The 16,091-nt window shown below is 72.4% G+C and carries 9 protein-coding genes and 1 pseudogene; 6 read left to right on the forward strand and 4 right to left on the reverse strand.

Annotated elements, in window-relative coordinates:
- The first annotated feature begins 14 nt into the window (after window positions 1–14).
- Window positions 15–2,007: pseudogene (locus ACLB9X_RS12195) on the forward strand (FUSC family protein).
- Here ACLB9X_RS12195 and ACLB9X_RS12200 read toward each other — a convergent pair.
- Window positions 2,002–2,397 (reverse strand): RNA-binding S4 domain-containing protein, encoded by a 396-nt coding sequence (locus ACLB9X_RS12200; RefSeq protein WP_410360317.1) that lies wholly within the window; start codon window positions 2,395–2,397, stop codon window positions 2,002–2,004. The pseudogene ACLB9X_RS12195 and the gene ACLB9X_RS12200 overlap by 6 nt on opposite strands.
- Before the next feature lie 202 nt (window positions 2,398–2,599).
- Here ACLB9X_RS12200 and ACLB9X_RS12205 point away from each other — a divergent pair, with 202 nt between their 5' ends.
- Window positions 2,600–4,084 (forward strand): APC family permease, encoded by a 1,485-nt coding sequence (locus ACLB9X_RS12205; protein WP_410360318.1) that lies wholly within the window; start codon window positions 2,600–2,602, stop codon window positions 4,082–4,084.
- A 139-nt stretch (window positions 4,085–4,223) separates the two neighbouring features.
- A complete protein-coding gene (locus tag ACLB9X_RS12210) occupies window positions 4,224–5,204 on the forward strand; it encodes a hypothetical protein (protein ID WP_410360319.1) in 981 nt (326 codons plus the stop codon).
- A gap of 13 nt (window positions 5,205–5,217) precedes the next feature.
- Here ACLB9X_RS12210 and ACLB9X_RS12215 read toward each other — a convergent pair whose 3' ends face one another.
- Window positions 5,218–7,272: a PhoX family protein gene (locus ACLB9X_RS12215; protein WP_410360320.1), complete on the reverse strand. Its 2,055-nt coding sequence runs from the start codon at window positions 7,270–7,272 to the stop codon at window positions 5,218–5,220.
- Between the two features lie 284 nt (window positions 7,273–7,556).
- Here ACLB9X_RS12215 and ACLB9X_RS12220 point away from each other — a divergent pair, with 284 nt between their 5' ends.
- Window positions 7,557–9,116 carry a VWA domain-containing protein gene (locus tag ACLB9X_RS12220; RefSeq protein WP_410360321.1) on the forward strand — a complete coding sequence of 520 codons (1,560 nt, stop codon included), beginning with the start codon at window positions 7,557–7,559 and terminating at the stop codon, window positions 9,114–9,116.
- A 128-nt stretch (window positions 9,117–9,244) separates the two neighbouring features.
- Window positions 9,245–10,849 carry a methionine--tRNA ligase gene (gene metG / locus ACLB9X_RS12225; RefSeq protein WP_410360322.1) on the forward strand — a complete coding sequence of 535 codons (1,605 nt, stop codon included), beginning with the start codon at window positions 9,245–9,247 and terminating at the stop codon, window positions 10,847–10,849.
- A gap of 142 nt (window positions 10,850–10,991) precedes the next feature.
- Here metG and aspS read toward each other — a convergent pair whose 3' ends face one another.
- The gene (aspS, locus tag ACLB9X_RS12230; protein WP_410360323.1) at window positions 10,992–12,770 is read right to left on the reverse strand and encodes an aspartate--tRNA ligase; all 1,779 of its coding nucleotides are present in this window, start codon (window positions 12,768–12,770) and stop codon (window positions 10,992–10,994) included.
- Window positions 12,771–12,959: 189 nt separating this feature from the next.
- Between aspS and ACLB9X_RS12235 the strand changes: the two genes are divergently transcribed.
- Entirely contained in the window at window positions 12,960–15,074 is a 2,115-nt protein-coding gene (locus ACLB9X_RS12235; protein ID WP_410360324.1) for a SpoIIE family protein phosphatase, read from the forward strand.
- On the opposite strand, the gene ACLB9X_RS12240 is transcribed toward ACLB9X_RS12235, so the two are convergent.
- Complete coding sequence (locus tag ACLB9X_RS12240) at window positions 15,014–16,069, reverse strand: AI-2E family transporter (protein ID WP_410360533.1); 1,056 nt, start codon at window positions 16,067–16,069, stop codon at window positions 15,014–15,016. The two genes, ACLB9X_RS12235 and ACLB9X_RS12240, sit on opposite strands and share 61 nt — an antisense overlap.
- Window positions 16,070–16,091: the final 22 nt, after the last annotated feature.

A 16,091-nucleotide genomic window follows, 5' to 3' on the forward strand; every position in this document is an offset into this window, starting at 1 on the left:
GGTCTGTTGACACCATGGCGGATCTCCAGGGCGGGGCGGTGGCAGGCGGGCGCGCGGGGCGGCTCACCCCGCCCGAATGGCTGGTCCGGGGGCTGCGTCCGCAGGACGCGCCCGTCCCGCGGGCCGCCGTCGCCCTCTCCGCGCCGCTGGCCGCCGGACTCGCGGCCGGACAGCCCGCGTACGGGGCGCTGGCGTCGATGGGCGCGCTGTCCGGCGTCATCGGCGACACCGCCGACGCCTACCGGATGCGCCTTCTGAACATCGCCGTCCCGCAGTTCTTCGGCGCCGTCGGCGTCACGCTCGGCGCGCTCGTGTACGGGCAGGGCTGGGCCGCGGTCGGCGCGCTCACGCTCGTCGCGCTCGTCTCCGGCATGATTTCGACGATCGGCGCGGTCGCCTCGGTGTCCGGCCTGCTGCTCCTGCTGAACGCCGTCGTCGGCGCCGGGCTGCCGATGCCCGGACCGTGGTGGACGGCACCGCTGCTGCTGCTGGCCGGCGGCCTCTTCGTGCTCGTACTGACCCTGCTGGGCTGGCCGCTGCGCGGCCGGGCACCGGAGACGGCCGCGGTCGCAGCGACCTACCGCAGCGTCGCCGGCCTGCTCGCCGCGGCGGGCACGGACGACTACGACGACCGGCGCCAGGACGTCACCCAGTCCCTCAACACCTCCTACGACCTGATCCTCGCCAGGCGCGCCCGCGACCACGGACGGCGCGGGCCGCTGGTGCGGCTGCTCGCCCAGCTGAACGTGGTCACCTGCTCGTCGAGGCCGCCGCGGCGGCGCACCGCTACGGCCGCGCCTCGCGCCGTCCCGAGACGGCCGCCGCCGTCCGGGAGTTGGCGGACGCGGTCGAGAGCGGGCGCCGCACGGCCCCCGAGCTGGTGCTGCCCGATCCGGAGGGCCCGGCGGACCGCGCCGTCGACCGCGCCCTGCGCACGCGTCGGCCGTCGTCCACCGGCCGGACGCCGACGCCGCGCTGTCCGACGACCGGCTCGGCAGGCCCGCGGCGCTCGGCGTCCGCGTCCGGCGGGCGGCGCGCAATGTCCTGGTGTCCGAGGAGTCCTGGCGGTACGGGCTCCGGCTCGCGCTGTGCATCGGCATCGCCCAGGCGTTCGTCTCCCTGGTGCCGGTGACCCGGTCGTACTGGGTCGCGCTCACCGTCACGTTCGTCCTCAAGCCGGACTTCGGCTCGGTGTTCTCGCGCGCGGTGCTGCGGGCGCTGGGCACGGCCGCGGGCCTGCTCGTCGCGGCCGTGGTGCTGGCGGCCGTGCCGCGCGGCTGGGCGGACGTGCCGGTGATGATGGTGCTCGCCGCGCTGATCCCGGCGTTCTCGGCGAAGGGGTACGCCTTCCAGACCGCGGCGATCACCCCGGTGATCCTCATGCTGTCGGACGTGCTCAACCACCAGGGCTTCGACCTCGTACTGCCCCGGCTCGTGGACAGCCTCATCGGCTGCGCGATCGCGCTGGTGGCGGGATACCTGCTGTGGCCGGAGAGCTGGCACACCCGGATCGGGGACCGGCTGGCCAAGGCCGTGGAGGACGCGGCGGACTACGTGGCGTGCGCCTTCGGACCGGTGGGCGCGGCGGGCGGCACCGACAGGGCGAACGGGTGCGCCGGCGCAGGCGGCTGTACCGGGACCTGTCGTCCGTGCGGTCCGAGTTCCAGCGGGCGCTGACCGAGCCGCCGCCGACCGGCGCACGGGCCGCCGCCTGGTGGCCGCTCGTCGTCGCCGTCTGGGGGTCCCCCCGAAGAAGTCAGGGGGAGGGTCGTGGACGCCACGACGGCGGCCCGGGTCCGCGTCGACCACGGGGCCGAGCCGCCGCGCGACGCGGAGATCACCGGCATCGAGGAACAGCTGCGCCAACTCGCCGAGGGGCTGCGCTCCAGCGAGGAGCTGGTGGAGGTGCGTGCCGACCTGCCGGGCGACGAGAAGGGCGTCCTGGAACCGCTGCGCCAGGAGGTCAGGGCGGCGCGGGCGATCGCCTCGCCCGCGCCCCGGTCATGACCAGGGGCGGAGCCCCTGCAGGCGCTCCAGCTCGCGGCGGTCCCGCTTGGTCGGGCGGCCGGCGCCCCGGTCCCGTACCGCCGCCGGGGCGGTGAACTCCTTCGGCGGGGGCGGCGGGCTGTTGTCCACGTAGCACGTCGCGGCGACCGGCGGTCCGACCCGCTTCCTCACGATCTTCGAGACGACCACCAGCCGCTCCCGCCCCGCGTGGAAGACCCGCACCTGGTCGCCGACGCGCACGCACTGGGCGGGCTTGACCCGCTCGCCGTTGACGCGCACGTGGCCCGCCCGGCACGCCGCCGCGGCCTGCGAGCGGGTCTTGGTGAGCCGTACCGACCAGACCCAGGCGTCGACCCGTACGGTCCCCTCGTCCGATACCTCTGCAGCCATGTCACCGACTGTACGGCTCCGGGGGACACGGAGGGGAGCACTCGCGGGGCGGGAGGGCACCCCGCCCCCTCACCACAGCGCACACATCCGACTACGATGCGCACGAGATCTCCCCTTGACGGAGGCGTCTCCTCCGAACGCGGGTGTTCGCTTCTGACGTGCCCGCATCTTCCGCGCGGCACAAGGGTATTCGGAGTTTTCCATGCACAGCAGCTCCGGCAGAGGGCTTCGGCCAGGGGTCCTCGGGACGTTCGACACCGTCGTCATGGCGGTCGCGGGCAGCGCCCCGGCCTACTCCATCGCGGCGACGACCGCCGTCCTCGTCACCACCGTCGGTCTCGCGGGACCGGCGGCCCTGCTGTACTGCGCGATCCCCATGCTCGGCATCGTCCTGGCCTTCGGCCGGCTGGGCCGCCTCGACGTCAACGCCGGCGCCGGGTACTCGTGGGTCGGCCGCACCCTGCACCCCTTCCTCGGCTTCCTGTCGGGCTGGGCGCTCGTCGTCTCCGCGACGCTGTTCATGGTGGCCGGTTCCCTGCCCGCCGGCGCGATGACGCTCGCGCTCGTCGACCCGGACCTCGCCGACGACAGGGCCCTCGCGACGGCCGTGGGCGCCGCGTGGTTCGTCGCGATGCTGCTGGTCGTGCTCGGCGGCGCGCGGCTGACCGTGCGGGCCCAACTCCTGCTGTCCGGCGTCGAACTGGCCGTCCTGGCGCTGTTCGTGGCAGCCGCGCTCGTCCACGGCGACAGCCGTGTCGCCTTCGACTGGTCCTGGTTCGGCTTCGCGCACTTCGACGGACCCGCCGGATTCGCCTCGGGCGCGCTGATCGCCACGTTCTACTTCTGGGGCTGGGACGTGACCAGCAACCTGAGCGAGGAGACCCGCGACAGCCGGCGCACCGCGGGGCGTGCCGCGCTGATCGGCGTCGGGGTCGTCTTCCTCCTCTTCGAGGCGTGCACTGTTGCGGTCAACATGCTCCTGACGACCGAGGAGGTCCGGGCGGCCGGTTCCCAGGTGTTCGGTGCGCTCGGCGAGGCGGTCTGGCCCGGCGTGGGCGGCAGGCTCCTCGTGCTGGCCGTGCTGCTGTCCACCGTCGCCACCCTGGAGACCACGCTCATCCAGGTGACCCGCTCGCTGTTCGCGATGGGCCGGGACCGCACGATGCCGGCCGTGCTGGGGCGGGTGCACCGCCGCTGGCACGCCCCGTGGGCCGCGGTCGCCGCCGTCGGTGCCGTCGCGCTCATGATGTTCGCGGCGTCGGTCGCCCTCGGCTCGGTCGGCGACGTGCTCGCCGCCGGGGTGGCCGCGATAGGGCTGCAGATCGCCTTCTACTACGGTCTCGCGGGCATCGCCGCCGTCGTCGCGTACCGCAGGACGCTGCTGCGCTCGGTGCGCGACTTCGTGCTCGCCGGCGCGTGGCCGCTCTTCGGCGCGCTGTTCATGCTGTGGATCTTCGTCGAGTCGCTGGGCGAGCTGAGCGGGGCGTCGGTCGCGATCGGTCTCGGCGGACTCGCCGCCGGTCTCGTGCCGATGATCCACTATTGGCGCAAGGGCAGTTCCTACTACCGGCCCGCCCCCCTCGACGCCGCGCGTCCCGTCGCACCGGACGACTACGACGACTACGGCGACCGGACGTCCGGCCGCCGCCCCGACTACACCGGAAAGGCGCTGGCCACCGACTACTGACCGCCCCGCTCCGACCGCCGCGCCGGACCGTCCGGTGACCCGCGTAGAACCCGTAGATCCCGCAGTCGCCGTGGATCCCTCCAATGATCGCCGGATCGATCGTCAGATCGCCCCTGAACCGCCGAGGGAAGTGCCGCCCATGGCCGCTCGCCGCCGCTTCGTCCCCGACTTCGATCCCGCGTACGGGGACCGGGCGCTGTCCGACGCCCTCGACGACATCGTTATCGGCCGCTGGCAGGGCGTACGGGACCTGCTGCGCGACACCGGCGACGACTGGGGGTCGCGCACCCACCGGATCCGGCTGCTCGCCCACGCCGCGGCCGGCTCGTCCGCCACGGGGATCTGGCGGGCCGCCGAGCCGGGCAGCCCCGACGCCGCGGTGCTCTCGGCGGCGACCGAGGTCGTCCGGGCCTTCCACCGGGCCATCGCCGCCGGACGTGGCGGCGGGGACGCCGGACGCGGCGGCGGGGTCGACCGCGACCGGCTCGACCTCACCGTGCGGGCCTGCCTCGACGCCGCCGACCTGCACCCCGCCGACCCCATGCCGTGGGTGTCGCTGCTGACGGTGGCGCGGCTGTACGAGGACGGGGTGCCCCGCAGGGAACTGCGGCGCTGGTGGGACGAGATGCGCGCGCGTGACCCGTACAACGTGGAAGGGCATGTGCAGCTGATGCGCTACCACTCGGCGCGCTGGCACGGCACGCACGGCAGGATGTACGACTTCGCGCGCGACGCGGCGGGGGCGTCGCCTCCCGGCTCGCCGCTGCCGGTGCTGGTGCAGATCGCGCGGGCGGAGGAGTACCGCCATGTCGTCGAGTCGGCCCAGGGGCGGGTGGTGCGCGGCCTGGACCAGCACTGGAAGCACGAGCTGGCCGTCGTGGAGATCCGGCGCACCTGGGACCGGTGGATCCTGTGGCGGGCGGACGGACCGGTGCTCCCGCAGGAGATCGGGGAGCTCAACTACCTTGCCCATGCCGCCTGTTACGCCGGGCTGAAGGACGAGGCCCGCGGCCTGTTCCAGCTGCTGGGGACGCGGGCCGCGCATCTCCCGTGGACGTACACGGGAGATGCGGCCGAGCAGTTCACGAGGTGGCGGGCACAGCTCGGCGCCACCTCGTGAACCGCCTCGGGGATCAGGCGCCGATGTTGCCGCCGTCCTTGCGGTAGACCGCGACGACCGACGGCCGCACGAGCTTGCCCGGACCGTCGGGCCAGGAACTCGCGGGCTTCTCGACGGACGCGCCGTCGACCTCGCCCGGGTGCTGGACCGCGACCAGCACGCGGCGGTCCTGGATGATCGGACCGCAGGTCTCCGCGCCGGTCGGCACGGTCAGGAACTGCTTGAGCTCACCGCGCCGCTCGCCGTGGGTCGCGACACCGAACAGGCCGTCGTGCGAGCCGAGCGCGTTGCCGTCCGTGGAGAGCCACAGGTTGCCGTACGGGTCGAAGGCGACGTTGTCCGGGCAGGAGATGGGGCTGACCTTCTCCTTGGGGAAGCCGGCGTAGTAGGTGGCCGGGTCGTTCGGGTCGCCCGCGACCAGGAAGAGGCGCCAGGCGAAGCCGTCGCTCGCCGGGTCGTCCCCGTGCTCGGCGAGCTCCAGGACCTGTCCGTGCTTGTTGTTGTTGCGCGGGTTGGCCTCGTCCGCGCCCGCCTTCCCGGCGGCGCCGCGGTCCTTGTTGTTGGTGAGCGCGACGTAGACGCGACCCGTGCGGGGGCTCGGCTCGACGTCCTCGGGGCGGTCCATCTTGGTGGCGCCGACCTTGTCACCGGCGAGGCGCGTGAAGACGTACACCTCCTCGGCGGTCATGCCGGGCACGTGCGAGACGTCGCCCGTGGCGAGCGGGATCCACACGCCGCTGCCGTCGAACTCGCCGTCGTTCGGGAGCTTGCCGGTGCCGTCGATCTCGGCAACCGGGCTGTCGCCGGTCAGCTTGGCGACGTAGAGGGTGCCCTCGTCGAGGAGCGTGAGGTTGTGCTCGCGGGCGCGCCGGGAGCTGCCCTTCATCATGCGCTTGCTGGAGACGAACTTGTAAAAGTAGTCGAACCGCTCGTCGTCGCCCATGTAGACGACCGGACGGCCGTCGTCGGTGAGGCGCGGCTGCGCGGCCTCGTGCTTGAAGCGGCCCAGCGCGGTGCGCTTGCGGGGCGTCGAGTCGGGGTCGTACGGGTCGAGTTCGACGACCCAGCCGTGGCGGTGCGACTCATTGGGCGCCTGCTTGACGTCGAAGCGCTTGTCGAAACGCTCCCACTTGCGCTCGGTGGCGCCGGAGCCGATGCCGTACCGCTTGTCGGTCGCGGACGACCCGTTGGCGAAGTACTGGTTGAAGTTCTCCTCGCCGTGGAGCGTGGTGCCCCACGGGGTGGTGCCGCCGGCGCAGTTGTTGAGCGTGCCCAGCACCTTGGTGCCGGACGGGTCGGCGGACGTGCGCAGCAGGGCGGAGCCCGCGGCCGGACCGGTGAGCTCGAACTCGCTCGTCGCGGTGAGGCGGCGGTTGAGCGGGTGCCTCGTCACCGGGGTCAGCTTGCCGCTGCGGTGCTCCTCCTGGACCACGACGACCGACAGACCGTGGGCGGCCCAGGCGATCTCGACCTGGTCGCGGGTCGGGTTCTCGGGGTCGTAGCCCTTGAACATCAGGACTTCGTCCGTGTACTCGTGGTTCGCGACGAGGACCTGGCGGCCCCGCTCGCCCTTGAGGGGGAGCAGGGAGAGGAAGTCGTTGTTGTAACCGAACTGCCCCGCCTGCGCCTTGGCGGTCTGCTTGTCCGGGTCGAAGGCCGGCGCGCCGCGCAGGATGGGCTCGCCCCAGCGGATGACGACGCTCTGCTCGTAGCCGGCGGGGACGGTGACCTTGTCGTCCTTGTTGGGGGGGACGGGGGCGAAGCGCAGACCGCGGGCGCCGTCGGTCTTGCCCGGCGTATGCGGCAGGCCGGTTTCGCCCGCCTCGGCGGGAGCGGCGCCCTGCACGACGGCGGCGCCGCCGGCGGCAGCGGCGACGGTGACGACGGCGGCGGCACGCATCATCGAACGGCGCGACAGCGCGCTCGCTATGACGTCACCGGCGTACTCGTTGTCGCTGGTGTTGGGAACCTCGTGGAAGCAGGCGTCGCCGCAGCGGTAGCGGCAGGTCAGCGCGGAACGTCCCCCCGCGTGCGGGGTGGTGTTGAGAAGCGGCAGCAGTTTGCGCACGTCGTCCTCCTTCGGCGCATCCCGCGCCGACATGGTGTCGGATTGATTCCGGCGGTGACGTTAAGGGCACTCATCTGCCCGGCGGAGGACACGAGGTGAACGAGGGATGAATGGGGCGCGCACGAGGCGCGGTCGACGTGTGTGGGCGAGGCATGCGGGTGCCCTCCCCGAGGCCGCGACGGGCGGCGGCTAACCTTACGTGTCCGCCCTGGCCCGCGTTGCCCGGGGGGAACATCTGCAGAGCGGACAGTCACCGCACCCAACTCATGCGAAAGGCCCCGCCCATGGGTATTCGGAGCTTGCTGCGCAAGGTGTTCGGCCGCGATCGCGCCGGCGGCGCGGGGCGCGAGGAGTCGGCGGCGACCTCCGTTCCGGCCCAGACGGAGCGCACGGAAGCGGCGGAGACGCCGACGGTGCCGGCCCAGACCGCGGGGGACCGGGCGGCGGACCTGGTCTCGGCGGCGTTCGACAACCCCACCCCGCGCTTCCCCGTCCAGCCGCGGCCGACGACAACCGCGCCCGAGCCGGCCGCTGCTTCGGAGCCCGCCGTGCCTGCGGAGGACGTCGCGCCCGAGACCGCCCCGGCCGAGCCGGAGGCCGCCGCACCTGCGGAGGACGTCACGGCTTCGGAGGCCGCCGCGCCCGAGCCCGTCAAGCCGGAGCCCGCCGCGCCTGCGCAGGACGTCGCGCCCGAGACCGCCCCGGCCGAGCCGGAGGCCGCCGCACCTGCGGAGGACGTCACGCCCGAGACCGCCCTGGCCGAGCCGGAGGCCGACGCGGTCGAGCCCGCGGAGGGTGTCGCCTCGGACTCCATCGCGGCCGAGGACACCACCCCCGAGCCCGTCAACACCGCGCCCGAGACCACCCCCGAGCCGCAGGACAACGCCCCCACCGACAACGCCACAGCTGCGGAGGTGCCCCCCGCCGAGGAAACCCCCGCCGCCGAGTCCGAAGCCGCCGCGCCCGCGGAAGACATCGCCTCGGACTCCCTCGCGGCCGAGGACACCACCCCCGAGCCCGTCAACGCCGCGCCCGAGACCACCCCCGAGACCGTCAACACCGCGCCCGAGACCACCCCCCAGCCGGAGGCCGACGCCCCCGAGCCGGAGGTCACCAGCGACGTCGAGGCGGTCGGGCTGGGCGGCCCGGTCGAGGCCGAGGACATCGCTCCCGCCGCCGGAGGCGGCAAGGCCGCCACCCCGCTCGCGCGGGTCACCTCGCGGGCGCCCCGGATCGTCGACGCGTACAAGGCCGCCGGCGCCGCCCTCAAGAAGGCCGGGCTCACCGGCGTACGCGCACGGGTGTACCTCGTGCTCGACCGGTCCGGATCCATGCGGCCCTTCTACAAGGACGGCAGCGCCCAGCGCCTCGGCGAGCAGGCGCTCGCCCTCGCCGCGCACCTCGACGAGCGCGCCACCGTCGACGTCGTCTTCTTCTCGACGGAGATCGACGGCACCGGAGAGCTCACCCTCGACGCCCACGAGGGCCGCGTCGACGAGCTGCACGCCGGGCTCGGCCGGATGGGCCGGACGAACTACCACCTCGCCGTCGAGGAGGTCCTCGCCCTGCACGCAAAGGCGGCCACGGACGCCCCCGCGTTCGTGATCTTCCAGACGGACGGCGCGCCCGAGTCCAAGACCGCCGCCACCGCCGCCCTCACGGCCGCCGCCGACCGGCCGGTCTTCTGGCAGTTCGTGGCGTTCGGCGAGCACGACGCGAAGGCGTTCGACTACCTCCGCAAGCTCCAGGCCGACAACGCCGCATTCTTCCACGCGGGCCCCGCGCCCGCCGAGCTGCCGGACGCCGAGGTGTTCCAGGGCCTCCTCGGGACCTGGCGCCCCTGACCCGGGCCGGTGAACGACACCCCGACGGCCGGGCCGCGCACACCGCGCGGCCCGGCCGTCGGGCGTCGTGGGGCGGCCCCGCGTTATGCGTGTGAGTCGATCTTCACGGGGCCGATAGGATTTCGACCATGGCGGCCACTGGATCCGAGAAGCAGGGGGCGAAGGCGTACTACGTCTCGACCCCCATCTACTACGTCAACGACGCTCCTCACCTGGGCCACGCCTACACGACCGTCGCAGGCGACGTGCTCACCCGCTGGCACCGTCAGCGTGGCGAGAAGGTGTGGTACCTCACCGGCACGGACGAGCACGGTCAGAAGATCATGCGCACGGCCGAGGCGAACAACGTCACGCCCCAGGCATGGTGCGACAAGCTCGTCGAGGAGGCGTGGAAGCCCCTCTGGGAGCACCTGAACATCGCGAACGACGACTTCATCCGCACCACGGAGAAGCGGCACACGGACCGTGTGCAGGAGTTCGTGCAGGACCTGTACGACAAGGGCGAGATCTACAAGGGCGGGTACGAGGGCCCGTACTGCGTGGGCTGTGAGGAGTACAAGCTCCCCGGCGATCTCATCGAGGCGGAGGACGGCACCAAGCTGTGCCCGATCCACAAGAAGCCGGTGGAGATCCTCAAGGAGGAGAACTACTTCTTCAAGCTCAGCGAGTACGGCCCGAAGCTGCTCGACTTCTACGCGGCGAACCCGGACTTCATCCAGCCCGAGTCCGCCCGCAACGAGGTCGTGAACTTCGTCAAGCAGGGCCTCCAGGACCTGTCGATCTCGCGCTCCACCTTCGACTGGGGCGTCCCGGTCCCGTGGGACGACAAGCACGTCATCTACGTGTGGGTGGACGCGCTGCTCAACTACGCGACCGCGGTCGGTTACAACGAGAACCCGGCGAAGTTCGAGGAGACCTTCCCGGCGAACGTGCACCTGGTCGGCAAGGACATCCTGCGCTTCCACGCGGTGATCTGGCCCGCGATGCTGATGGCCCAGGGCCTGCCGGTGCCCGGCAAGGTCGCGGCCAACGGCTGGCTGATGGTCGGCGGCGAGAAGATGTCGAAGTCCAACCTGACCGGCATCAAGCCGCAGGACCTGACCTCGCACTTCGGCGTCGACGCCTACCGCTGGTACTTCCTGCGCGCGATCGCCTTCGGCAGCGACGGCTCGTTCTCCTGGGAGGACTTCACCGCCCGCTACACCTCCGAGCTCGCCAACGACTACGGCAACCTCGCCTCGCGCGTCGCGGCGATGGTGGGCAAGTACTTCGGCGGCGAGCTGCCGGAGGCCACGGCCGCCGGGGACGCCGAGAAGGCCGTCCAGGACGGTCTGGCCAAGGCGGTCGCCGAGGCGGACCGGAAGATCGGCGAGGAGCTGGACTTCCAGGGCGGCATCCTGGCGATCTTCGACTTCGTGAAGCAGGTCAACGGCTACATCACGGAGCAGGAGCCCTGGAAGGTCGCCAAGGACGAGTCGGACGAGGGCCGGGCCCGCCTGGCGACGATCCTCTACACCGCCGCCGAGTCCCTGCGCGCGGTCGCGGTCCTGCTGAACGCGGTGATGCCGGAGACGTCCCAGAAGCTCTGGGAGTCGCTCGGCGCCGAGCCGGTCCTCGGCGCGCTGGCCGACCAGCGGGTCCAGGACGCGAGCGAGTGGGGCAGGCTCCCGGCCGGCACGACGGTGACGAAGGGCGCGGTGCTGTTCCCGCGCCTGGAGGAGAAGCCGGCGTAAGAAACGCCGCTCACGCGAGAAGGGCCGGACCGGGAGTCCGGCCCCTTTCGCATGTGCGCACGACGCCATGCGCACAACGCCATGCGCACAACGTGGAGCGCCCCCGGCCGGTGGCCGGGGGCGCTCCGCGGAACCGACGGGGTTACTTGTCGTCGCCGGACTTGGCGACCGGCTTGCGCAGCGCGATGTTCAGCTCGCGCAGGCGGGCCTCCTCCAGCTCCGTCGGGGCGCCCATCATCAGGTCCTGGGCGTTGCCGTTGAGCGGGAAGGCGATGGTCTCGCGGATGTTCGGCTCGTCGGCGAGGAGCATGACGATGCGGTCCACGCCCGGGGCGATGCCGCCGTGCGGCGGGGCGCCGTACTGGAACGCCCGCAGCATGCCGGCGAACTCGCGCTCGACGGTCTCCTTGTCGTAGCCCGCGATCTCGAACGCCTTGAACATGATCTCCGGTTCGTGGTTCCGGATGGCGCCGGAGGACAGCTCGACACCGTTGCAGACGATGTCGTACTGCCAGCCCAGGATGTCCAGCGGGTCCTGGGTCTGAAGGGCCTCCAGGCCGCCCTGCGGCATCGAGAAGGGGTTGTGCGAGAAGTCGATCTTCCCGGTGTCCTCGTCCCGCTCGTACATCGGGAAGTCCACGATCCAGCAGAACCGGAAGACGTTCTCCTCGAAGTGGCCGGCGCGCTTGGCGGCCTCGACGCGGACCGCGCCCATGATCTTGGAGACCTCGTCGAACTCGCCCGCCCCGAAGAAGACCGCGTGGCCCGCCTTGAGCGACAGACGCTCGGTGAGGACCTTGACGTTCTCCTCAGTGAGGAACTTGGCGATCGGGCCGCTCAGCGATCCATCCTCGCCGACCCGCACCCAGGCGAGGCCCTTCGCGCCGTGCTCGACGGCGAACTCGCCGAGGCCGTCGAAGAACTTCCGCGGCTGGGCGGCCGTGTCCGGCACGGGCAGCGCGCGGACGTGCTTGCCGGCGAACGCCTTGAACTCCGAGCCCTCGAAGACGTCGGTGATGTCCACGAGCTCCAGCTGCGCCCGCAGGTCCGGCTTGTCGTTGCCGTACTTCAGCATCGACTCGCGGAACGGGATGCGCGGGAACGGCGAGGTGACGTGGCGGCCGCCGCCGAACTCCTCGAAGAGCTCGGTCATCAGCTTCTCGATCGGCTGGAAGACGTCCTCCTGCTCGACGAAGCTCATCTCGACGTCGAGCTGGTAGAACTCGCCCGGCGAGCGGTCGGCGCGGGCGTCCTCGTCGCGGAAGCAGGGCGCGATCTGGAAGTAGCGGTCGAAGCCCGAGATCATGAACAGCTGCTTGAACTGCTGCGGCGCCTGCGGCAGGGCGTAGAACTTGCCCGGGTTCAGCCGGGACGGCACCACGAAGTCACGCGCGCCCTCGGGAGAGGTGGCGGTGAGGATCGGGGTGGCCATCTCGTTGAAGCCGAGGGCGGTCATCTTGTGCCGGATCGCGGAGATCACGGCCGTGCGCAGCATGATGTTGCGGTGCATGCGCTCGCGGCGCAGGTCGAGGAAGCGGTACTCCAGGCGTCGCTCCTCGCCCACACCGTCGTCGGTGTTGATCTGGAACGGCAGCTGCTGCGCCGCGCCCAGGAGCTCGACGGCGGACACCTCGACCTCGATCTCGCCGGTCGGCAGGTCGGGGTTGACGTTCTCGGCGCCGCGCGAGACGACCTTGCCGTCGACGCGGACGACCGACTCCTTGTTCACCTTGTCCAGGGCCTCGTAGGCCGCGGTGCCCGGGCGGGCGACGAGCTGCGTGATGCCGTAGTGGTCACGCAGATCGATGAAGAGGATGCCGCCCAGGTCTCGGCGATTGTGCAGCCAGCCGCTCAGCCGGACGTCCGCGTTGACGTCAGAGGCGCGGAGCTCGCCGCAGGTGTGGGACCTGTACCGATGCATCGTCGTTCATCCAGTCTTGGAGTGTCGGGGTCGGGCAACCTTTGCAAGGTTACCGCCCGGCCCCGCCGCGGCTCATTGACATAGACGCGACAGCGTCACATCGGCCCTCCCCAGCGCCCGGCGGGCGGCCGCTGCCCGATGACACCGTCCGGCGCGTCACGGCCGTCGAGCCCGGAATAGGGTGTGGCCATGCGTACGGAGGACGTTCTGGCCGCCATCGCGACGGGACTGTGGCGCTGGGACGACGCGTCCAGGACGGTCACGCTCGACGCGGAGGCCGCCCGGCTGATGGAGCTGCCCGCGGAGGCCGGCGAGTACTCGGAGGCCGCCGTGCGCTCCCGCTTCCACCCGGTCGACTGGAACGAGGTGAGCGGGATCGTCGCCCTCGCGGTCGCCGAGGACACCCTCGCCGAGGCGCGGCTGCGCATCGTCGACGACGAGGGCCGGGTCCTGCGCACTGTCCGCAGCCGCAGCAAGCCCGTCCTCGACGGCCCGCGCTACCAGCTGATCGGCACGATCCAGGAGGTCACCGAGCCCCGCCCGAGCGCCACCGCCGCCCAGACGTCGATCACCGGCGACTGGCGGCGTTCCCGCGAGGCGTTCCTGCTGGACGCGGGCCGTGCGCTGGCGGAGGCGCGCTCCACGGCCGAGGTCCTGCGCGTCGCCGCGTCGCTGTCCATGCCCGGCTTCTCGCCCGACGGGCTCGCCGTCTTCGGCGTCGGCGGCGACCGGCTGACCGTCATCGGCCACCACGGGCACGGCGAGGGCGACGACGAGCCCTTCAGCGACCTGCCGCTGGACACCGACTACCCGGCCTCCGAGGTCATCCGTACCGGGCGCGCGATCTACCTGCCCACGCCGGACGACTACCGCCGCCGGTATCCCGTCACCTGGCCGCTCGCCCGGCGCTTCGGCCGCCGGTCCTGGGCCTTCCTGCCGCTGATCGTCGCCGGGCGCACCATAGGCGCCTGGATGGCAGCCTTCCGTCACCCGGTCGCCTTCACCCCCGACGAGCGCTCGGTGCTGACCACCGTGGCCCGCATGCTCGCCCAGGCGCTCGCCCGCGCCGGGGCCGCCGAGTCCGAACGGGAACTGTCGCTGGGTCTCCAGCGCACGATGATGCCGACGCTCGGCCCCGGTATCCCGGGCATGACTGTGGCCGCCCGGTACGTGCCCACCGGCGGCGGTCTCCAGGTCGGCGGCGACTGGTACGACATGATCCCGCTGCCGTCCGGACGTGTGGCGCTGGTCATCGGCGACGTCCAGGGCCACGACGTCCGCGCCGCCGGACTCATGGGCCAGCTGCGGATCGCCCTGCGCGCGTACGCCTCCGAGGGCCACCGGCCCGACGCGGTCCTCTCCCGCGCCTCCCGCTTCCTGCACGGCGTCACGGACGCCCACGAGTCCGGCGACCACGGCGGCCCCAGATTCGCCACCTGCCTCTACCTGGAGGTCGAGCCGTCCACCGGCCTCGTCGAGATCGCCCGCGCGGGCCATCCCGACCCCGCCGTGGTCACCTCCGACGGCACCGTGCTGCTCCGGGCCACCGAGGGCGGACTGCCGCTCGGCATCGACCCGGACACGGACTACCCCACGACCCGGTTCCTGCTGGAGGCCGGCGAGACCCTGATGATCTGCACGGACGGTCTGCTGGAGACCGGCGGGCACGACCTGGACACCGGCTGGGCCCGGCTGCGGTCCGTGCTGGAGGAGAACGCGGGCCGGCCCCTGGAGGATCTCGCGGACACCCTCGTCCAGGCCGTCCACGGCCCGACCTCGCACTACACCACCGGCCCGCTCGCCGACCGGCGCGAGGACGACATCGCGGTCCTGCTGCTCACCCGCGAGGCCGGGCCCGCCCGGCGACCCACCCGGCGCACCGCGATGAGTGTGGCGCAGGCGCAGCCGGAGCGGATCGCGGCGGCGCGGCAGCAGGTGCGCGAGCTGCTGCACGACTGGGCCGAGGAGGAGCAGGTCGACTCCGCGGTGCTGATGGTCTCCGAGATGGTCACCAACGTGCTCGTCCACACGGACGGCGACGCCCTGCTGGCCGCCGAGGTCGCCCACGGGGAGAAGGGCCGTAGGCTGCGCGTGGAGGTCACCGACCCGAGCGACGAACTGCCGCACAAGCGCCGTCCCGGCGAGATGGCGTCGTCGGGGCGCGGCCTGGTGCTGATGGAGGTGCTGGCGGACGCCTGGGGCGTGGACCCGAGGGGCGAGGGCAAGTCGATCTGGTTCGAGCTCTACGAGCCGGAGGGCTCCGGCCCCCCGAACGGGCCGGGCGGGGTGTCGCCGGTGGCGTAACGGGCCCGCAGTTCGCCGACGATGCCGAAGGCGGCTGCGGTGACGGGCACGGCGAGCAGCATCCCGAGGATGCCGGCGAGGCTGGCCCCGGCCGTGATCGCCAGCATCACCACGGCGGGGTGCATCTGGACCGTACGGCTCTGGATCATCGGCTGGAGCACGTGGCCTTCGAGCACCTGGACGGCGAGCACGACGCCCAGCGCCCAGAGGGCGATCACGAATCCACGGTCGGCGAGCGCGACGAGGACGGCGACGGTGCCGGAGATGAAGGCCCCCAGGTACGGGATGTAGGCGCCGACGAACACCAGGGCCCCGAGTCCGACCGCGCCGGGCACGCGCAGGATCAGCAGCCCGGTGGTGATGCACAGGGCGTCGATCAGCGCGATGAACGTGGTCCCGCGCATGAAGCCCTCGACCGCCTCGAAGGCGCGGCGGGCCATCGCCTCCGCGGTGTCGCCGGTGGAGCGCGGGACGAGGGAGCGCAGGGTGCGGACGGCTCGGTCGGAGTCGCGCAGGAAGAAGAAGACGAGCAGCAGCGCCAGCACGGCCACGGCGATCATCTCGCCGACCACGCTCAGTCCCGAGATCACGCCTGACGCGGCCGTTCCGCCGAACTTGCTCAGCAGCTCCTTGGCGTTGGCCGCGACGTCGTCGAGGGACGTGCCCGCCGCGCCGAAGTGCTCGGCGAGGTCCTGGGCGGCCCGCCGGAGCGAGGCGATGATCTGGTCACCGGTCTCCAGCAGCGCGTTGACGACGATGTAGACGGCGCCGCCGACGACCGCGACCACGGCGGCGCACGTGAGTCCGGCGGCCAGCGAGCGCTGCACCCTCATGCGCAGGAGCCGCCGGTACAGCGGTCCGAGCAGGGCGGTGCCGAGCAGCGCCAGCAGCACCGGTGTGACCGCCGTCCGGAAGGTGATGACCAGCCAGACGGCGACCGCCGCGACCCCGGTCAGCAGCAGCGCGACCACGCACCAGGCCGCGAGTCGGCGCATGGGGTCGGGGAGGACGGGCCGG

Source organism: Streptomyces sp. 5K101 (assembly GCF_046506645.1).
Taxonomy (GTDB): domain Bacteria; phylum Actinomycetota; class Actinomycetes; order Streptomycetales; family Streptomycetaceae; genus Streptomyces.